Genomic DNA, 21,752 nt, shown 5'->3' on the forward strand with positions numbered 1-21,752 from the left:
AAGTAGGATGCCAAATGACAACGAAAAATCAACCATTAACAGATTTAGAAATCGCGAGTCAAGCAGTGATCAAACCTATTACGGAAATTGCCAATGCTGCAGGTATTCCAGAGGATGCACTTGAGCAGTATGGCCGCTACAAAGCGAAGATAGACCCATTAAAAATTACAGCTCAAGGTGAGGACGCAAAGGTTGTATTAGTGTCAGCTATTAGTCCAACCCCAGCAGGTGAAGGGAAGTCGACTGTGACTGTAGGACTAGCTGATGCCCTTCATCAATTAAATAAGAAAGTGATGGTAGCTTTACGTGAACCATCTCTTGGTCCAGTAATGGGTGTAAAAGGTGGCGCAACAGGCGGAGGCTATGCACAGGTAGTACCAATGGAGGATATTAACTTACACTTCACTGGTGACCTTCACGCGATAACAACAGCCAATAATGCTTTATCCGCATTTATTGATAATCATATCCACCAAGGGAATGTCTTAAACATTGATCCACGACGTATTATTTGGAAACGTGTGATGGACTTGAATGATCGTTCATTACGGAAAGTGATTGTCGGATTAGGAGGGCCTGTTCAAGGCATGCCACGTGAAGACGGCTTTGATATTACGGTTGCCTCCGAAATTATGGCAGTGTTCTGTTTAGCAACAAGCATTGAGGATTTACGGGAGCGCATCGCTAGCATTGTAATTGGCTACACATTTGAGCGCGAGCCTGTTTTTGTGCGTGATTTACAGGTAGAGGGTGCCTTAACATTATTATTGAAGGATGCCTTTAAGCCAAACTTAGTACAAACATTAGAAGGGACACCAGCTATTATACATGGTGGTCCATTTGCTAATATTGCCCATGGCTGTAATTCCATTATGGCGACACAAACTGCTCGTAAGCTAGCTGATATTGTGGTGACAGAAGCGGGCTTCGGCTCTGATTTAGGTGCTGAAAAGTTCATGAACATTAAAGCTCGTAAAGCAGGCTTTAAGCCAAGTGCCGTTGTGATCGTAGCAACGATTCGTGCACTAAAAATGCATGGTGGTGTTCCAAAAACATCACTTGTCGGTGAAAATGTGGAAGCCCTGCTCCAAGGGATTGAAAATTTAGCTAAACACGTCGACACGGTACGTACATTTGGTGTTGAACCGATTATTGCATTAAATCGTTTCATTACAGACACAGAGGCAGAGCTAGAGGCCGTTCTAAACTGGTGCCAAGAAAATCATGTACGTATTGCCCGAACAAATGTCTGGGAAGAGGGCGGTAAAGGTGGAGTAGCCTTAGCTGAACAAGTACTAGCTGTGTTGGAAGAAGAAAACAACTTCTCACCATTATACGATGTAACAGAGTCCATTGAAGAAAAAGTGCGTACCATTGTACAAAAGGTATATGGTGGAAAAGATGTTCAATTCACAGACCAAGCTAAAAAACAAATGGCTCAAATTGAAAAATTCGGCTGGGATTCTCTACCAATTTGTATGGCGAAAACGCAATACTCTTTATCCGATCAGCCTAGCTTACTTGGACGTCCAGAAGGCTTCACGGTCACAATTCGTGAGGTGATTCCAAAGCTTGGTGCTGGTTTCTTAGTTTGTCTGACAGGCGATATTATGACAATGCCAGGACTACCAAAAGCTCCTGCAGCTTTACGCATGAATGTCGATAATGACGGACATGCGGTAGGATTGTTCTAAATAAATGTTGAAAAGCTGCCCTTTAACAGAGGTGCAGCTTTTTTTATTTTTTAGCTGATTTAAAAGCCTAGTCATTTTAACATCTCCTTCCTCAAATGCCACTAAAAAGGATTCTGATATCTTCCTTCTATACTTGATAACCTGTCGAAACATTCATCATCGCCATTTTTTTTTAGAAAATTTACGATTCTAGTTGAAAACTAGGATTTTTTTTCATGCGATTAAAAACTCGAGAAGCTTCCTTATATAAATGTGTTTGGTATTTTTTATCAATAGTTCTCTGTTATTGGAAGGAAAAAGCGGATTTTTACAAAGAGAAGCAATTGTCAAATGAATTTTTATTTAAAAAATACATTGAATTTTCTTTTTATTTTAAATATAATTTACTTAATTCTAATTCGGAACACTGTTCCGATTATAGGGACACGGAGGGATGGAGTCTTGAAAATCGCAACAGATATTGGCGGTACTTTTACCGACCTAGTTTATACAGATGAGAAAGGAAATCTTCATTTTGACAAGGGGCATACGACGCCAGGGCATTTTGAGGATGGGATATTAAACGTATTAGGACGACATGTAACAGAGGATTCTCTCATGGAATCGTTTATTCATGGTTCTACGGTAATTATTAATACATTAACAGAGAGAAAAGGTGGCAAAGTCGGATTAATTACAACAAAAGGCTTCCGTGATATTTTAGAAATTGCACGTGGTAACCGACCAGACTTATATAATTTTAAATATAAAAAGCCAGAGCCATTTGTAGAGCGTTATTTACGACAAGAAATCGATGAACGCATTGATTTTAAAGGAAATATTATGAAAGCGCTTAATAGGAACGAAGTTGGAGAGATTGTCCGTCAATTTAAGGAATCAGGTGTAGAGGCAATTGCCATTTCGCTTATTCATGGCTATAAAAATCCCATTCATGAGCAGCAATTAAAAGAAGAAATAGTAAAAATTTGGCCCGAGGTGTATATTACACTTTCAAGCGAAACGATTAAGGAATATCGTGAATATGAAAGAACAAATACAACGGTTTTAAATTCATATGTGAAGCCCATTGCTCACGCTTATTTAAAAAGCTTAAAAGAAAAATTGAGCACAGTTGGTATTACGGATCATTTAAAAATTATGCAATCAAATGGTGGGACAACAAGCTTTGATAAAGCTATGGAGTTACCAATCAATCTAGTCGAGTCTGGCCCTGTAGCAGGAATGTTTGGGGCAGCAAAATTAGGTGAGCTTCTAAATGAGTCCAATATTATTGCCTTTGATGTGGGTGGTACGACAGCGAAATGCTCACTTATTACAGATGGCAAAGTAAACGTTACGACAGATTACTATATTGAAAGAAATGAAAAATTTGCTGGCTATCCAATTAAAACTCCAGTTGTAGATATTGTTGAAATCGGCAATGGTGGGGGCTCTATCGCTCGTGTGGATCAGTTCGGTTCCTTAAAGGTTGGTCCGGATTCTGCTGGGGCAAACCCAGGTCCAGTAGCCTATGGGCTAGGCAATACACAGCCAACGATTACGGATGCTAATGTTTATTTAGGTAGATTATCATTAGCAAACTTCGATAATCCAATTTCTATCGACAAAGTAGAGGAAGCACTTGTTGAAGCGATTGCGAAACCATTTAATGTTTCAGCGGAAGAAGCAGCGCAAGGTATATTAGATATTGCGAATTCCAATATGTTAAATGCGTTGAAGCTCATTTCCATTCGTAAAGGCTATGATCCAGAAGACTTTACAATGGTTGCCTTTGGCGGTGGTGGTCCACTACACGCTATTAATTTAGCAGAGGAATTAGGCATGAAAAAGGTCATTATACCTTATGGCTCTTCTGTCTTTTCAGCATTAGGAATGATGATGACAGAATATCGACAAGACTATATCCAAACAAGTTTAATGGGCTTTGATCACGCGCATCTTGCGGAAATTCAAGCGAATATTGATCAAGCTATTGAAAGTGCCTATGCTGACGCACCTTTATCGAAAGAGCATTATTATTTCGAAATTAATTATGATTTACGTTATAAAGGCCAAGAGCATGCAGTCAAATTGAACGCATCGAATATCACGATTGATGATGAAGGGCTTCTTCAATTGGCTGAAGCGTTCCATGTAAAACATAAACAAGAATTTTCATTCGATTTGCCAACTACTCCAATTGAATTAGTAAATCTACACATTACCATCTATGGAAAAGATGAGGCTGTTCAATTTAAAGAATTAGATTTCTCTCATATTGATGTGTCAACATGTATCAAAACAAAGCGCAACTTATATGTGAAAGAAAAGGGTTGGGTTGAAGTCAATGTTTATGACCAGCAAAAGCTTGCTCCTGGGTATGTCATTGCAGGTCCTGCTATCGTTGAAAACCCAACATCTACAGTCGTAATCAATGAGAAGCAATCCATAGAAATTGATAAATATGGCAATTTGATTGTAGAGATGGAGGGGAAATAAATCATGAAAAAAGACGTTTTTGCTGTAGAGATTATTCAGGATTCATTGCTAGCCATAGGGGATGAAATGTTTGTCGCTCTAGCACGCTCTTCTATGAGTCCCGTCATCTATGAAGTATTAGACTATGCCTGCGGTTTAACAGATGCACAGGGTAACTTAATTAGCCAAGGAAATGGTGTTACAAGCTTTATTGGTATGCTAAGTCCAATGGTGCAGCGAGTAATTGAAAAATTCCATCATGGACAAAAGTTACATGAGGGCGATGTCATTATTATTAATGACCCGTATGTAGGGGGAGGCTCGCATTTATCCGATGTTGGCTTAGTGCTTCCGATTTTTTATAATGGTGAAATCATTGCTTACTCTGCCAATAAAGCACACTGGACAGAAGTTGGGGGCATGGATCCTGGTTCATTTACAAGTAATTCTAATGAAATCTATCAGGAAGGTCTACAACTGCCAGGTGTTAAACTTTATCATAAAGGTGAATTGAACGAAGCCATTTATGAGATTATCTCGATGAATGTTCGTTTGCCAGAGCTATCTATCGGCGATATGTTTGCACAAGTAGCGGCCTTAAAAACAGGCGAAAGGCGAATTACAGAGCTTTGTCAGAAGTTTGGTGCTGAATCGGTGAGCTTGTCCATTCAAAAACTATTGGACAAGGGTGAAAAAATTGTAGAGCTAGAGCTTCAGCATTTGCCAAAAGGTGAGTTTTACGCGGAGGACTTTATTGAGGGAGATCCATTAAAGGGCGGACCATACCCGATTAAAGTGAAAGTAACGATTAGTAATGAAGAATTTATTTGTGATTTTAGAGGCTCCCACCCAGCGGTGAATGTGCCAGTAAACTGTTCCAAATTTGGTTTAATGGCAAGTGTGCGTGTCATGTTCCTAGCATTACTAGGTGATATTGATGTCATTAATGAGGGAGTCTTTAAACGCTTAACTATTTTAACGGATGAAAATTCCATTGTCTCTGCTAAGCGCCCACATCCAGTATCCATGAACTTTGAGGCACGTATTGGGGCAGCAGATTTAATTTGGAAAGCACTTGCGCCACATTTACCAGAAAGATTATCAGCAGGACACTTACAATCCGTTTGTACATTTATTCTGACAGGTAAAAATCCTGAAAATGATGAGTCATTCCTTATCGTTGAACCATCTGTTGGTGGTTGGGGAGCATCGAATGATGAAGATGGTCAAAGCGGGCAATATTGTATGGGAGATGGTGAAACTTATAATCTACCTGTGGAAATTGCCGAAACGAAATATGGCATTCAAATTGATGAATATAGCTTAAACTGTGACGGTGCAGGTACAGGCCAGTTTAGAGGTGGCTTAGGTGTACGTCGTGTATATACCATCAATAATGATGGTCAAAAGGTTTCAGTCAACTTAGGGAGACACCAATTCGCTCCATTCGGTTTAAGTGGAGGAGGCGAAGGGTCTCATAACTATTTAATCGTTCATAAAAAGGATGGTTCCACAATTGGACCAGTTGGCGTACTAGCCAATTATGAATTGCAAAAAGGCGATCGTATTGAGCTAGTTACAGCAACAGGTGGTGGCTATGGTAATCCACTTGAAAGAAGTAAAGAGGCTATAGAGCGTGATGTGTTAAATGAATATATTTCTGTAGAAGTAGCGAAAAAGCATTACGGTTATCAAAACGCTTAAAGGGAGAAATGAATGACTGTCAAGACATTAAAAAACTCATTAGATATACTAGAGTGTTTTGCGACGACAGAAAATGCATTAGGTGTTCGTGAAATTTCGCGCATGATGAAAATGCCGACAAGTGTCGTACAAAGAGCCATTCATACATTTACAGAAACGGGTTATTTAATTCAGGATGAAGGCACGAAAAAGTATAAATTAGGCTACAAAATGTTCCTTTTTTATGATGTGCTCTCACATACAATGGACCCACACTCGACTATTTATGAATTAATGCAAAATCTTGCAAGTGAAATAAACGAATCGGTGTTTCTCACTTATATGGACAATGAATATGGTGTCACAACAAAAATTGCCGAAAGTAATAAAAATGTAAAGTATGCGGTGTCTTTAGGAACAAAGACACCCCTTTACATCGGTGCTTCCTGTAAAGTCATGTTCGCCTTTTTAGAAGAGGATAGACAGCTTGAATTAATAGCATTTTTTCAAAGCAAGCAATCGAAAGAGGAGCATAATGAATTTCTTGAGACATTAAGGGAAGAGCTACAAAGTATACGCCAAAATAAATGGTGTGTAACCGTTGGTGAATACAATGAACACGCTTTTGGCATCAGTGTACCGTTATTCAACTATAATAAAGAAATCATCGCATCTCTTACAATTTCTGGATTAGTATACGATATAGATGATCAAAGGGAGAAATATATGCTTGACGAGTTAGTGAAAGTAGTTCATCAGATACAATCGCATATTTCAAAACTATAACAGCAATAGGGGAGCTGACAGTATGAATAATAAAGTATTACACCCACGGGCTTTGGAGCCTGTAACGCTACTAATGATTGTTTTAACATCAGTCGTTGGGGCCATTATCGGGATACAGCTGATTACGACTTTAGGAATTTCTGCCAATACATCTATCGTAGGGGCAATATTTGCGATGATTCTAGGAAGAATTCCAATTGGCAAGCTCATTGCATTTAAATCGGTGCATAGACAAAATATAATCCAAACGGCCATTTCAGCCGCAACATTTAGTGCAGCGAGTAGCTTAATGTTGCCAATTGGTATTCCATACGTTTTGGGCTATGAAAATTTAGTATTACCGTTGTTTATCGGTGTTATTTTAGCGATGTTTGTGGATGCTTTATTATTATATAAATTTTTCGATACAAAAATTTTCCCAGCAGCAGGTACTTGGCCACCAGGGATTGCGACAGCTGAAGCAATTAAGGCTGGCGATAAAGGCGGTAAAAATGCCAAAGTATTAGTTGGTGGTGTATTAATCGGTATCGTGGGATCAGTTCTAAAAATTCCAATGTCAGCTTTTGGGGTAGCGTTTATCGGTAATATTTGGGCGCTTACGATGTTTGGGATTGGGCTTTTACTAAGAGGCTATTCGGTTCAATTATTTAATGTTGACTTAAATGCTTATTATATCCCGCATGGGGTTATGATTGGTGCTGGGATTGTGGCACTTTTCCAAGTAGCCTTTGCTTTACTAAATAAAAAATCGATTAAAAAGTCAGAAGAGTTAATCTATTCGAAAGATGCAAAAGAAATTCGCCAAGCCTTTGGTGTTGGGTTTATTGCTTATTTAGCCATTGCCTTATTAATAGCTGTTTTAGGCGGCATTATCACACATATGTCATTTGGGATGTTAATAGGATTTATTCTCTTTGCCACAATCGCAGCATTTGTCCATGAGTTGATCGTTGGTATTGCGGCCATGCATGCGGGTTGGTTCCCAGCGTTTGCAGTGGCATTTATTACATTGATTGTTGGTATTTTAATAGGCTTCCCTGCACCAGCTCTTGCTTTGTTAGCAGGTTATAGTGCAGCTACAGGGGTTGCATTTGCGGATATGGGCTATGATTTAAAAACTGGTTTTATTCTGCGTGGAAATGGTAGTGATCCGGCACTAGAAAAAGAAGGGCGTAAACAGCAAATGATCGCTGGTATGTTGGCGTTCTCGATTTCTGCTATTGTTGTTTTACTATCCTACAAATCCTATTTTGCACAAGATTTAGTAGCCCCTGTTAACCATGTTTATGCGGCAACTATTCAATCTGGTGTTACAGGGGATGTAGCGAAACAATTAATGATTTGGGCAATTCCAGGGGCATTGATCCAATTGATTGGTGGCTCGAAACGACAAATGGGTATTCTTTTTGCTACAGGTTTATTACTGATCAATCCGATTGCTGGATGGGCGGTATTAGCAGGTATCTTACTTCGTGTTATTTTCACATACGTGACGAAAGGTAAGAGAGAATCTGAAATGACTGTCTTTGCAGCAGGTGTTATTGCTGGGGATGCTTTATACAGCTTCTTCTCTTCTATTCTAAAAATAGGGAAATAGAAAGGAGTAATGCTCGATGGCAAAAGTATTAACGTATGAGGATGGAATTGCTGCTGTGTATGGAGGTGCAATCCTTGGCGGAGGCGGAGGTGGCCTCCTAGAGGAAGGACTCAAACTGTTGGAGGAAATTTTTGCAGCCGGGGATCCTCAATTAGTCGATCTGACAGAATTAGATGGCCAAGATTTAGTGGCGTGCGTCGCAATGGTAGGCGCACCTTCAGCAGCCGATCAATATATTTCGAACGAGCAGCTTTGCTGGAGCTATCGCAATATGAACACACATACCAATCACCGTTTAAAAGGCATCATTACCAATGAAAATGGTGCCATCACAACGATTAATGGCTGGTTGCAGTCAGTTTTATTAAAAGTGCCTGTCGTAGATGCTCCTTGTAATGGGCGGGCACATCCAACGGGTATTATGGGTTCCTTAAATCTTCATGAACAGGAAGACTATCAATCAGTACAATTTTACGCAGGTGGCAAAGATGACTTTGCGGTCCAAGGATTTGTGGAAGGTCCACTACAAAACACGGCTAAAACGGCACGACAAGCGTCTATTTTAGCAGGAGGGTTAGTAGGTGTGACGAGGAATCCTGTGACGATAGATTATTTACAGAAACATGGGGCACCGAATGCCATTACAATGGCTATTGAGCTTGGCTATCGTTTCCTCAATGGACAAACCTTTGACGATAAATTGACCCATATTTTGCAGCAATTGAATGGGGTGCATATCGTAACCGGTAAGGTCCGACATTATTCATTAACGAAGGAAAATGGCTTTGACGTAGGGAAATTATCCGTTGGCGATTACGATTTGACGTTCTGGAATGAATATATGACGTTATCGAAAGAAGGACAGCTACAATCGAAATTTCCAGATCTTATCATGACATTTGATACGGAAAAGATGCTGCCAGTTCCAAGTGCGAGCATAAAAGAAGGAATGCATGTGGCGGTCATCCATGTTGATCAATCTCATTTAAAATTAAGTTCAACGATGCAAAATCAAGAGCTATTAAAAGAAATTGATGAGGTCATCAAGGGCGTGTTGTAGGATCTACTGTTAACTAGCAAATAAAATAATAAAAGCTGCCATCATCTACATGACTGTAAGATGGGCAGCTTTTATTCGTCCTTCAGCGGGAAGGTATTACATTTTATCACGATCGTTCCTACTTCCTTTATAACTTCTAACAATTTTGGCTTACATGAATCTTCATTGTGTTTGTACGACTCATTCACGTGGTTTCATAAACTGGCAGTCATCATCGTGTACGATTTTCATTAAAGGGAGGAGCTACGTTCATACAACTTGAAGAAGGTAACAACCAATAACGAAAAACAATTACACATGGCTTCCATTTAATAATAACCTTTTGGTCGTAAAAACAACTAACTTGTTGTTCACAATTTTCGGCTGTACATCATGCTATGCGGGTTAAACAAAGAATTTCTAAGGGAAAGTGTTCACTTTTATTTGTTTGATGATTGGTTTTCTTTACTTATGTCATCTTGCAAACATACTATTCAATTGTAAGCCCGCTGAAGTTGATATTCATTCTGTCAAACACATAGCTGTTTGTACATAGCTGAAAAATATGAGGTACAGAACAAATTGTTTGTTCTGCAAGTTTATCTTATAATATTCTGAAAAATTAGTCAATTGAAAAGGTATTGATTTTTTATTTTTCGTGAGGGCTATAAATACAGTATAATCGTGTAGGAAGGGAATGAGTTTGAACTATGGATTATTTAATGAGTAAAGTACGAGAAATTTATGAACAGTTTGACGCTAGCCATGATTTCCAACATATTGAGCGTGTCTATCAAAATGCACTAGCGATCTTACATACAGAGCCAGCAGCAGATGCAGAAGTTGTTAAAATTGCAGTGCTGCTGCATGATGTAAGCGACAAAAAGTATACCGATAGTAAGGAACAGGAGGAACAGCTTATTGCAGAGCTCCCTGTTAGCGAGGAAAAAAAGCAACATATTCGAGATTGTATTGCACAAGTATCGTTTAATGGTGGAAATGAGCTAGAGGCTACATCCATGGAAGCGAAAATCGTTCGCGATGCAGACCGTTTAGATGCAATTGGAGCCATTGGCATCGCTCGAACATTTGCATATGGTGGTGCGAAAGACCGCAAGCTTTATGATAAGGATGAAGAAGCACGCACAAATATGTCGGAATCAGAATATCGTCAAAAAAATACGTCATCTGTCACTCACTTTTACGAAAAGCTATTGCTCCTAAAGGATTTAATGGTAACGGAAAAGGGCAAGCAAATGGCACTTGAACGTCATCAATTTATGGAAAGCTTTTTACAGCAATTACAACATGAAATAGGTCAATAAAACAACACGAACCGCCTTTCAATTGAAGGCGGTTTGTGTTGTTTTATTTGCATATTTGTTTGACATAATCATTTTATTGTAATTTGAAGTTTTTTAAAATGAAATATGCAGTACTCCCATATTGTGCGATTTCATAGCTGGTAAATCGTAATAAATTTTTACAAATATATTTGTGCATTCGCCCTTGTTATTCATTTGGATATCATCGATTAGAGGGACTCGCGGAAAAAGGATTGTATGGCTGTCGTTAGTGCTTCCCAAATAATAGTTAGATCTTCTGTGGTTGTACGCCAATTGCTGAAAGCCGCACGTATAGCTGGCACACCTTGGTAAACAGTTGGTGTCATGAACACTTTGCCTTGTTGATTTAATGTCGTCAAAAATTGTTTGCTCATTTCGGCTGTTAGTGCCTCATGATTTATGGCAAAGCACACAACATTTAAACGAACAGGGGCTAGCAAAGTAAATTGGTCACTTTGCTCTATTTTTTGACCAAGCTGCTGAGCTAGCAGTATATTTTGTTCGATTAACTGTTGATAGCCTTTTTTACCATAAGCTTGTAGGGAGAACCAAGCAGGCAACGCCCGGAATCGTCGTGAATTTTCAGGGGTAAGATCACTAAAATTCGGATTCTCAAGCGAGCTACCAAGGTAGGCAGCATTATTTTGAAATACAGCTACTTGTAACGATTGATGTCGGGTGAATTGCATAGCCGCATCATAAGGGACATTCAGCCATTTATGTGCGTCAATCGTAATAGAATCAGCATGGTTAATGCCCTCGACTAAGTGATGATACTTTTGTGAACAAGCAGCAAAGCCTCCAAAAGCCGCATCTACATGAAGCCAGAAATTATAGCGCTTTTTGAGCTTGCCAATTGCTAGTAAATCGTCAAAATCAACCGTATTGACGGTTCCCGCATTTGCTACGACAACACAGGGTTCTTGTTGATTGTCCTCAAGGAATTGTTGTAATTTTGCGATATCGATCGCTTCACGCTGTTCCTGACATGGAATAAGATGAATAGACTTTCTCCCAATGCCAAGCATAGAAGTTGCTTTGACAATACTTGAATGTGGCGTACCACTGACAATCTTTATAGGTGGGATATCATATAACCCATCCATCGCAGTGCTTTTCCCATAGTATTGCGCCACCCACTCTCTTGCTTGTGCAAGTCCTACGAAATTAGCCATCGTAGCCCCGCTGACAAATGTTCCCTGAAAATCCTCACTCACTAGCAATAAATCCTTTAACATATCAATCGTCGCTAATTCCATTGAGCCTGCTACAGAATCTTGCGTATTGGATAGATTTTGATCGTAAATACTGACTAACCAATCTCCAACAATCGAAGCAGGCGTAGCCCCACCTGTAACAAACCCTAAATATCTTGAACCTGCACTGGCGCTTAAGCCTTCAGCATAATGCTGTGAAAAGTATTGAAGTATCGACTGAGCGCCATGTCCTACTTCAGGAAGTGTTGAAGCTGGTACGTTATAAGCTTGACTTGTTACGGCTCTTTCTTCAAGACTGGTAAAAAACTTGGCAGCATGGTGCACAACATCCGTTAAAATCGTTTCAATATTTTCCTGATCTTGCTTCATGTTCGTCATGGATCATCATTTCCCTTCATTTTAAATTTAGCTATTTCTGCCTCTACACTATATAGTGATATATATAACAGTCAAATTATGACTATAACAGTTGGAGGGTCAATGAAAATAAAGCTAAACCGTCAATCAGATCAAACCTTAATCCATCAGATTTCAAATATTATGACAGAAAAAATACGATCAGGTTTTCTACAGGAGGGGAGTCAATTACCTTCTATTCGGAGCTTTTCTAAAGAAAATCAAGTGAGCCCTGTAACGATTAGCAAGGCTTATGCATTGTTAGAAAGAAATGGGTATATTCAAGTGGTACATGGCAAGGGGGCATTCGTGCGTAAAAATGAACTGGGGAGCATCCATGTGAGCCAACGTAATTACAATTGGCAATTAGCGATCCCCGACTACATTCAACGTTCACAATCCATGTTAAATAAAGGAACAGAGTATGCGCTGAAATTTTCAAGTGCAACCATCCATCCGGGGTTATTACCCTCAGTTTATTTGACGAATGAAATCGTGGCAATTTTACTCGCGGATCCTCAGATTGTTACGCGCTATGGGGCTGTACAAGGTGATGAAGATGTACGAAAGGCAATTCGGGACTATGTCCAAAAGTATGGTGACATTGAAACAACACCTCAAGAAATTATTGTGACAAATGGTGTTCAACAAGGAATTGATGTAGTGGCTAGAACATTTATTGGACCAGGAGACATTGTCATTACCGAAGCTCCTACCTATACAGCAGCAATCGATGTCTTTAGAAATCGTGGAGCCCATATTATTCCGATTCCAGTAGATGCAGAAGGTATGCAGACAACTATTCTAGCGACATTATGTTTAAGCAAACAACCAAAACTGATCTATACAAACCCAACATTTCAGAATCCTACAGGAACTGTTTTAAGCGAAACTAGACGAAGAGAGTTACTAGACCTTGCCCAACAATACGGCTTTCTTATTGTAGAGGATGATTCATGGAATGAAATTTATTTTGACGATAATCCACCGCCACCTACTCTTAAAGCGTTAGATGAAAGTGGTCATGTTATTTATTTAAAAGGATTTAGCAAATCGTTAGCACCTAGTTGTAGAATTGGAGCCATCATCTCGAATGGCACTGTCCATCAAAGGCTCCTATCAGCCAAATCCTTTGCCGATTCGGGCAATCCACTATTAACACAAAAGGCATTGATTCCTTTTTTACGATCAGAACGCATGCATGTCCATTTAGAAAAATTACGCATTGCGCTTGAAGTAAGAAGAGATCAGACGATTGCAATATTGAACAAATATGCACCACAAGGCGTTACGTGGATGGAACCAAAAGGAGGGTTAAATATTTGGGTGTCTCTGCCTAGTAATGGCAATACAGATGAACTGTTGTTTAAAGCGCAGCAAGCCCATATTACTTTTTTACCCAGCTCTGCTTGTTATCCGGGAGAGCCTCAATATCACCATATGAGAATTAGTTATTCCTATCCAGAACCACATGAACTAGAGCAAGGAGTCATGAAACTTTGTCAGATAATGCACACGTATTTACAGGAGAATAGGAACATTGATAGGACAAACCATTGATAGTTTGTTGTTCTTTGTTTACATGTCAATTGATGTTATGATGAATATTGGATATCAATAATCGTCTACATAAAAGTAGTGAGGGCATGAACAATACCTAACATGAAAGAGATGGAATAGTGGAATGAGTCATTTAATTGTACAAAATTTAACAAAAACTGTTGGCGATAAAACGCTTTTTGAAAATATTGAATTTACCATTTATGAGGGTGAGCGAGCAGGCCTAATCGGTATTAATGGTACGGGGAAATCAACCCTGTTATCGATCTTAGCAGAGGATATCGAAGCGGATACCCTCACAATGGATCGCCCCAATAAGTACCGTGTCGCATATTTACCACAGGAACCGACATTCCAATCAGGAGAAACGGTTTTACAAGCAGTCTTTGCTGGTGACTCACCGGTTTTACAACTGAATCGTCAATATGAGGAAACAGTGGCTGAACTAGCAGTAAATCCTACATCTGAAAGTTTGCAAAAGACTTTATTTGGCTTGCAGCAGCGTATGGATGAAGAGCAGGCATGGGATGTCAACGCGCTTGCAAAAACAGCCTTAACAAAGCTTGGCATTGAAACATTTGATAAAGAAGTGCTAACGCTCTCAGGCGGTCAGCAAAAACGAGTAGCATTGGCTAAAGTATTAATTGAACCAGCAGACCTCTACCTATTAGATGAGCCGACCAACCATTTGGATGTGCAAGCAACAGAGTGGCTTCAAGAGATGGTGCTACGACTAAAGGGCGCAGTTATTTTTATTACCCATGATCGTTATTTCTTAGATGAATTATCGACACATATTTACGAACTAGCCGATCAAACCCTGTATCGTCATACAGGAAATTATGGTGATTTTTTAGAGGCCCGAGCCATCCGTGAGGAAATGAAGGCGGCTTCTGCTCAGAAGGATCGCAACCGTTATCGTTCAGAGTTGAAATGGATTCGTCGCGGTGCGAAGGCACGCTCCACTAAACAAAAAGCGCGTATCCAACGCTTTGAAAAGTTGGAGGATAATTTAGAGCGTAGATCTGAGGACGTTTCATTGGAAATAGGACTTGCTACAACACGTTTAGGGCGTAAAGTGCTAGAGGCTGAAAGTATTTCGAAAGCATTTGGCCAGCAAAAGATTTTAGATAACTTTTCATTTTTACTCCAGCAAGGGGACCGTATTGGCATAATCGGCGCGAATGGTGTAGGAAAATCTACTTTATTGAACATGCTAGCAGGAGAGCTTTCACCAGACCAAGGTGAAATTCTTGTTGGATCAACAGTAAAGCTAGCTCATTTCAAGCAAACTTTACCGAAAATGAATGAAAATGAGCGTATGATTGAATATATACGTGAGGCTTCGAATGACATTACAGATGCAGAGGGTGTCCGCTATTCAGCGGCTCAGATGCTAGAGCGCTTTTTATTCCCATTACATGCTCACGGTACACCGATTGGTAAATTATCAGGCGGTGAGCGCAAGCGCCTTCATTTATTACGTTTATTAATGGAGCAGCCTAATGTTTTATTATTAGACGAGCCAACCAATGATTTAGATATTGAAACTTTGGGCGTGCTAGAGGATTTCATTGAGCATTTCCCAGGCGTAGTCATCACGATTTCCCATGACCGTTTTTTCCTAGATCGTATTGCGAAAAAGCTATGGATCTTGGATGGAAAAGGGCAGGTAGAGGAAACGCTGGATCTGTATAGTGAGTATTTGGAGAAGCGTGAGCATACGGCTACTGCGAAAGTTGAGGCACCGAAGGCTGAAAAGCCGAAGTCCGAAAAACCAAAATCTGATAAGAAAAAGCTATCGTTTAAAGAGCAAAAAGAATGGGAAACGATTGCAGATGATATTGAAAAAACAGAAACAGCTATTATGGAGACTGAAGAGGGAATCGCTAATACTGGTTCAGATTTTACAAAACTACAGGAATTAACAGCTCAGCTTGATGAGCTCAATGCACAGTATGAACATCTGATTGAAAGATGGTCTTATTTAGATGAAATTGTTAATGGATAAGGAGCGATAGACATGAAGATTATTACAATTGAACCGACACCAAGTCCCAATTCTATGAAGATTGTTGTTGATACAGAGCTACCGTTCGGGAAAAGCTATAATTTTACAAAGGATAATAAAGATGAAGCAACTGGCGAAGCAGCAGCTATTTTAGCCATTGAGGGGATAAAGGGCGTTTATCATGTAGCTGATTTCTTTGCGGTGGAGCGTAATGCCAAATATGCATGGGAAGGTATTTTAGCAAGTATCCGTCAAGTATTAGGTGAAGACGTTGAAACGCAAGATGAAACAATAGTAGCTAATGAGTTTTACGGGGAAGTTTATGTCCATGTTCAGTTCTATAAGCAAGTACCACTACAAGTAAAAGTGTTTGATAACCAACGTGAACATCGTGTGAGCTGTGGTGATCGTTTTGTCGATGCTTTTAATCAAATTATTGAATCAGCAGTAGATGAAAACTATATTTTCCAGCGTAAATGGATTGATTATGGTGTGCGCTATGGCGAATTAGAAGAAATCGCAGAAGCGGTCAAACAGGAAATTGATGTCACATATTCTGTAGAACGATTAGCAGAAATTGTTGCTGCGCTTAATAATGACGATGAAAAAGCTATCGTTCAATCAAATAAGCTGAAAATAACGGTGGAGCAGTTCCAACAACCGGAATGGGAGAAACGCTTCCAGTTATTAGACCAAATGGCTGATCCGGAGCTGGATGATTTACCACTTTTAGATGTAGCTTTACAGGATGAGCAAATGTCGATTCGTCGTCTAGCAACTGTATATTTAGGGATGGTTGAAGATGTTACGGTAGTTCCGTATTTAGAAAGAGCCCTTCAGGATAAAAGTGCTGCCGTGCGACGTACAGCAGGCGACTGCATGAGTGACCTTGGCTTTGTAGAATTTGAAAGCGCCATGCAGCAAGCCCTACAAGATAAGAACAAATTGGTACGCTGGCGTGCAGCGATGTATTTATATGAGGCTGGTACAGAACAATCATTACCAGTATTAAAATCGGCCGCAGATGATAAAGAATTCGAAGTGAAGCTACAAGTGAAAATGGCGATTGCCCGTATCGAGCAAGGTGAAGAGGCAAAAGGCTCCGTTTGGAAGCAAATGACCGAATCTCGCCAGCAATAGTTATGTAAGAAATAAACCAGCAGCCGCTGGTTTTTTTATTTTGTGGGGAGAGTTTTATTCCAAGGAAATGAAGATACTCAATATCCTGATTATCATAGATGCATCTTCTTTGGATCATCAAAAATAGGTGTAAAGTAGAAAAAAAAGTTGTTTTTTAGCGATTTATTGCTAAACAAAAAGTTAAGGTCATTCTATGAATCATTAACATATTGTCTAGTTTCATAGAGAAGGGTCAATGTTAAAATAACATAAATTCAGAATATTCCCTAAAATAGGAGGTCCTTTGCATGACAATAACTAGTTTAAAAACAACCAAATCGTACGTGCGAGATCGGGAGGCGGTCATCGCGTTAACACAAAAGCTAGTACGAATTGAAAGCGTTTACCGTGAGAATGATCCAAAGGGTAATGAAGAAGAGGTGGCACACGTTGTTGCGGCGTATTTACGGGATATTGGCATAGAGACACATGTTGAGGAGGTTGTGCCAGGACGACCGAATGTTATTGGTATTATTGATTCGGGCAAGCCTGGGAAAACATTACTTTTTGAGGGGCATACAGATGTTGTGACGGAGGGTAATCGTGATGCATGGGCATACGATCCATTTGGAGCAGAGATTGTTGAAGGACGTATGTATGGTAGGGGAACAAATGATACGAAGGGCAATCTCGCTTGTATGATTACTGCCTGTCAATCATTATTACTAGATCAGGAAGAATTTACAGGCAAGATTATTTTATGTATCCCTTGTGATGAAGAGGGGCTCATGCTAGGCATTAAGCATTTTATTAAAAACGGCTGGGCAGACGGAGTAGATGGGGCTATTATTTGCGAGCCACAGGAAAACAATGTATGTATTGCACAGCGTGGGGCCATTCGTTTACAGGTTGATATTTTCGGTAAGATGGCACATGGCGCGATCTCGTGGAGTGGCATTAATCCAAACTGGCGAATGGCACGATTGATTGTAGAGCTGGAGAAACTAGAAAAAGAGGAGCAGGCTCGGTTAGGCCGTGACCCGATGCTGAATTGGCCATCTATTACGCCAACGATATTACGTGCGCCTGTTAAAGGAGATGCACAAATCAATGTCATTCCTGATCACTGTATGACGACGCTTGATATTCGTACAGTTCCTGCCCAAGATCATGATGAATTACTAGGAAAAATCGACGCAATTATTAAACGCTTACAGGCAGATGATCCAGATTTTAATGTGGAACTAACGATCCTTGATAATCGACCTGCTACAGCAACGGCTAAGGAGGAAGCTGTTGTACAGGCCATATACGAGGCAGTGGCAGAGGTGACAGAAAAGGAACCTAAATATAACGGTGTTCCTGGTGCAACAGATGGTACGTTTCTTCACGTCCATGGTATTCCAATAGTGACGGTTGGTGCAGGAGATCGTGAAATTCCTCATCAAATCAATGAATATGTAGATATTGAAGAATTGGCGGAAACAACAGCTATTTATCGTTTAGCGGCATTAAAATTTTTGGCTGGTGATGCACAATGACAACAATAAAAATGGCGGTTATACCAGGGGATGGCATTGGAAAAGAAGTGATGCAGGAAGCATTAAAGGTTGTAAAATGTGTGCAAGAACGGGATTCATCCTTACAAATTACAACGATGGTTTTTCCGTGGAGCTCTGATTATTATTTAGCACACGGTCGCATGATGCCAGAGGATGCACTGGAGACACTACAAAAATATGATGCGATATTATTTGGAGCTATTGGTGATGCTCGCGTACCAGATGATGTCACGGTATGGGAACTCATTATGCCGATTCGGAAAAATTTCCAGCAGTATGTGAATTTCCGTCCTATTAAGTCATTGCCAGGGATTTCCTCACCTCTGGCTGGCGGGAACGATATTGATTTTGTCATTTTCCGTGAAAATGCTGAGGGGGAATATTCGGATAGTGGGGGTCGACTATATCAACAGCAGCCACAAGAAATGACGATTCAAAATACGATTATGACGCGTATTGGGATTGAAAAAATTGTTCGAGCAGCCTGTGAATATGCTCAGCAGCATGGGAAAACCAAGCTGACAAGTGCGACAAAATCTAATGCGATTATTCATTCCATGAAATTTTGGGATGAGCATACAAGAAAAACAGTGACACAAATTGCACCAGAACTACAGCTTGAAGCCATTTATATCGATGCATTAGTTGCTTATTTTGTCGAACGACCACAGGAATTTGAAGTCGTTGTGGCTTCCAATTTATTTGGCGATATTTTATCTGATTTAGGCTCTGCCATTGTTGGGGGGCTGGGCTTATCTCCTTCAGCCAACTTAAATCCAGAGAAGACATTTCCATCAATGTTTGAGCCTGTGCATGGTTCAGCGCCAGATATAGCAGGCAAGGGAATTGCCAATCCAATCGCTCAAATATGGTCGCTCGCCTTACTGCTAGGACATCAAGGCAGAAAGGATTTAGAACATTTGATTGTCCAAGCTATTAGTAAAGTGCTAGAAGAAGGCGTCGTGAAAACAGCTGATATTGGTGGACAAGCAACAACAGCACAAATGGGCGATGCGATTTGTCAGGAAATCATTCATATGACTTTAACAGCAGGGGGTGTATAGTATGACAACTGAGCCTAAGGTGATTGTTGTGACAGGTGCAGGTGGCGGAATGGGAAAAGCCATTATGGAAGAACAGCTTAAGCAAGGTAATCTGGTTATAGGGCTTGATGTATCTGTAAAGGCGCTGTCCAATTTAACACATGATTCCCTGCAATGCTTAGAAGTCAATGTATTGCAGGAGGAGCGAGTGAATGACATCTTCCAGCAAATTGTTGATAAGTACGGGAGAATTGATGGGCTTGTCAATGCACTTGGGATTGCACAGGCAGCAACGCCAATTGAACAAGTAACGATGGACGAGTGGAATCGCTTAATGGATGTCAATGTAAAAAGTTTATTTATTACAGCAAAAGCTGTTGTCCCCTTTATGAAAAAACAGCAAAAGGGGTCTATTGTTACGATTGCTTCCATATCAGCAGTTCGCCCTAGACCTGGCTTACAAGCCTATATTGCATCGAAGGGTGCAGCGGAAAGCTTTACGAGAGGGCTAGCGATTGAGCTGGCACCAAACCAAATTCGAGTTAATACGATTCATCCTGGGCCTGCCGATACACAAATGCTTGGGCAATTTGCCGCACAGGGCGCCGATGTTGAGCAAACAAAGCAAAGTGTGTTTGTGCAATCTGTCCCATTAGGACGATTGGTGAAGCCTTCTGATATAGCAGGAGCCGTTAGTTATTTATTGTCTGATGCAGCTAGCATGGTCACGGGGACGACCTTACATGTAGATGGTGGTCGTGGATTATAGGAGGGATACGATGAGAATTATTCCTATGTTAATTAATGGGGAATGGATTTATGGTGATGCAGAAGCATTGCTAGATGTGGGCAATCCATCAACGGGAGAAATCATTGCGCAAATTAGTAATGCGAGTCAAGCGCATGTAGAAGAAGCGGTGCGATCAGCAAGGAGAGCCTTTGAAAGTGATGAATGGCGTCAATGGAAGGCTTTTGAACGAGGCCAGTTATTAATCGACTTCGCTCATTATATTCGTCAGCATGCCGAGGAATGGAGTCTACTAGAATGCCGGGACGTAGGTAAACCTTTAACGCAAGCAAGGGCAGATATTGAAGCGGCGGCTCGGTATTTTGAATTTTACGGTGGAGCGGCTGATAAGGTGATGGGGGATACGATTCCAATTGAGGATGGCCTATTGAATGCAGTAGTGCTCGAACCCGTTGGTATTACTGTACATATCGTGCCATGGAACTATCCGATTCAAATAACAGCACGAAGTGTCGCTGCGGCCATTGCTACAGGCAATGCAGTTATTGTGAAAAGTGCGGAAGATACGCCACTAACAACACATGCCATCACGGAGTGGCTTGCAGAAAAACTGCCAAAAGGGATCTTTCAACATATTACTGGCTTAGGAAGAGATGTGGGTCCGTATTTAACATCACATCCTGATATTAATCATATTACCTTTACGGGGTCGGTCCCTACAGGGGTTGCAGTGATGAAGGCAGCAGCGGAAAATGTTGTCCCTGTAACATTAGAGCTTGGCGGAAAATCACCCAATATTGTTTTTGCAGATGCCAATATAGAGCAAGCATTGGATGGGGTAGTGCGGGCTATTATTCAAAATTCAGGGCAAACATGTTCTGCTGGGGCTCGACTACTCATTGAAGAAAGTATAAAAGATACATTTCTCCCACAATTAGTACAAAAATTTCAAGCGATACAGGTGGGGCCAGGTGAGGCGGACATGGATATGGGGCCGTTACTCAATGAACGTCAGTATACAAAAATTACTACATTATTACAGCAAGCAAAGAAAGATGGCTATGTCATCACTGGTGGAGAGCCGTTGATGATGGAAGGGTATGAAAATGGCTTCTATGTGCAGCCAACTATACTAGATGGTGTACAGCCGAATGATCCTTTAGCGCAGGAGGAAATTTTTGGACCCGTGCTGACGGTTTTAACATTTACGAGCGTGGAGGAAGCCATTACTCTTGCCAATAGCACAGATTATGGCTTAGTAGCGGGTGTTTGGTCACAGAATATCGATACAGCTCATTATGTGGCGAGTCGTGTACAAGCAGGACAAGTATTTATTAATAATTATGGGGCAGCCGGTGGTATTCAAATGCCGTTCGGAGGCTATAAAAAAAGTGGGATTGGTCGAGAGAAGGGCTTTGTTGCTCTGCGGAACTATACGCAAATGAAAAATATTGCCATACGCTATGCACCACCTATTCAACGCTGACAGGGAGG

At 40.5% G+C, this 21,752-nt stretch carries 15 protein-coding genes; 14 read left to right on the forward strand and 1 reads right to left on the reverse strand.

Going from position 1 to position 21,752, the window contains the following annotated elements; genetic code table 11:
* The first annotated feature begins 14 nt into the window (after positions 1–14).
* The 7 genes from MKY80_RS08120 (at position 15) to MKY80_RS08150 (ending at position 10,581) form a co-directional block, all read left to right on the forward strand.
* Positions 15–1,694: a formate--tetrahydrofolate ligase gene (locus MKY80_RS08120; RefSeq protein WP_008180201.1), complete on the forward strand. Its 1,680-nt coding sequence runs from the start codon at positions 15–17 to the stop codon at positions 1,692–1,694.
* Positions 1,695–2,135: 441 nt separating this feature from the next.
* Entirely contained in the window at positions 2,136–4,172 is a 2,037-nt protein-coding gene (locus MKY80_RS08125; protein ID WP_239354453.1) for a hydantoinase/oxoprolinase family protein, read from the forward strand.
* A gap of 3 nt (positions 4,173–4,175) precedes the next feature.
* Positions 4,176–5,855: a hydantoinase B/oxoprolinase family protein gene (locus MKY80_RS08130; protein ID WP_342532497.1), complete on the forward strand. Its 1,680-nt coding sequence runs from the start codon at positions 4,176–4,178 to the stop codon at positions 5,853–5,855.
* A 12-nt stretch (positions 5,856–5,867) separates the two neighbouring features.
* Complete coding sequence (locus MKY80_RS08135) at positions 5,868–6,620, forward strand: IclR family transcriptional regulator (RefSeq protein WP_342532499.1); 753 nt, start codon at positions 5,868–5,870, stop codon at positions 6,618–6,620.
* A gap of 22 nt (positions 6,621–6,642) precedes the next feature.
* Positions 6,643–8,217, forward strand: a complete 1,575-nt coding sequence (locus MKY80_RS08140; protein WP_090001787.1) for an OPT/YSL family transporter — start codon at positions 6,643–6,645, stop codon at positions 8,215–8,217.
* 16 nt (positions 8,218–8,233) lie between these two features.
* Positions 8,234–9,277, forward strand: coding sequence for a DUF917 family protein (locus tag MKY80_RS08145; protein WP_008180210.1), 1,044 nt, complete (start codon positions 8,234–8,236; stop codon positions 9,275–9,277).
* A gap of 689 nt (positions 9,278–9,966) precedes the next feature.
* Positions 9,967–10,581, forward strand: a complete 615-nt coding sequence (locus MKY80_RS08150) for an HD domain-containing protein (RefSeq protein WP_089985030.1) — start codon at positions 9,967–9,969, stop codon at positions 10,579–10,581.
* Positions 10,582–10,790: 209 nt separating this feature from the next.
* Here the strand turns inward: MKY80_RS08150 and MKY80_RS08155 are convergent, their stop codons facing one another.
* The gene (locus MKY80_RS08155; RefSeq protein WP_089985028.1) at positions 10,791–12,197 is read right to left on the reverse strand and encodes a pyridoxal-dependent decarboxylase; all 1,407 of its coding nucleotides are present in this window, start codon (positions 12,195–12,197) and stop codon (positions 10,791–10,793) included.
* Between the two features lie 102 nt (positions 12,198–12,299).
* Between MKY80_RS08155 and MKY80_RS08160 the strand changes: the two genes are divergently transcribed.
* The 7 genes from MKY80_RS08160 (at position 12,300) to MKY80_RS08190 (ending at position 21,744) form a co-directional block, all read left to right on the forward strand.
* Positions 12,300–13,775 carry a PLP-dependent aminotransferase family protein gene (locus MKY80_RS08160; RefSeq protein WP_043990709.1) on the forward strand — a complete coding sequence of 492 codons (1,476 nt, stop codon included), beginning with the start codon at positions 12,300–12,302 and terminating at the stop codon, positions 13,773–13,775.
* 124 nt (positions 13,776–13,899) lie between these two features.
* Entirely contained in the window at positions 13,900–15,786 is a 1,887-nt protein-coding gene (locus MKY80_RS08165; RefSeq protein WP_089985026.1) for an ABC-F family ATP-binding cassette domain-containing protein, read from the forward strand.
* A 12-nt stretch (positions 15,787–15,798) separates the two neighbouring features.
* Positions 15,799–16,926, forward strand: coding sequence for a virulence factor (locus MKY80_RS08170; protein ID WP_342532505.1), 1,128 nt, complete (start codon positions 15,799–15,801; stop codon positions 16,924–16,926).
* Between the two features lie 287 nt (positions 16,927–17,213).
* Positions 17,214–18,446, forward strand: coding sequence for a M20 family metallopeptidase (locus tag MKY80_RS08175; protein ID WP_089985024.1), 1,233 nt, complete (start codon positions 17,214–17,216; stop codon positions 18,444–18,446).
* Positions 18,443–19,531 (forward strand): tartrate dehydrogenase, encoded by a 1,089-nt coding sequence (locus tag MKY80_RS08180; RefSeq protein ID WP_089985023.1) that lies wholly within the window; start codon positions 18,443–18,445, stop codon positions 19,529–19,531. Before MKY80_RS08175 ends, MKY80_RS08180 begins: the two co-directional genes overlap by 4 nt.
* A 1-nt stretch (position 19,532) precedes the next feature.
* A complete protein-coding gene (locus tag MKY80_RS08185) occupies positions 19,533–20,279 on the forward strand; it encodes a glucose 1-dehydrogenase (protein ID WP_107921823.1) in 747 nt (248 codons plus the stop codon).
* A gap of 10 nt (positions 20,280–20,289) precedes the next feature.
* Positions 20,290–21,744: an aldehyde dehydrogenase family protein gene (locus MKY80_RS08190; RefSeq protein ID WP_089985021.1), complete on the forward strand. Its 1,455-nt coding sequence runs from the start codon at positions 20,290–20,292 to the stop codon at positions 21,742–21,744.
* Positions 21,745–21,752 lie beyond the last annotated feature (8 nt).

It is taken from the genome of Lysinibacillus sp. FSL R5-0849 (genome assembly GCF_038595075.1).
GTDB lineage: Bacteria > Bacillota > Bacilli > Bacillales_A > Planococcaceae > Lysinibacillus > Lysinibacillus fusiformis.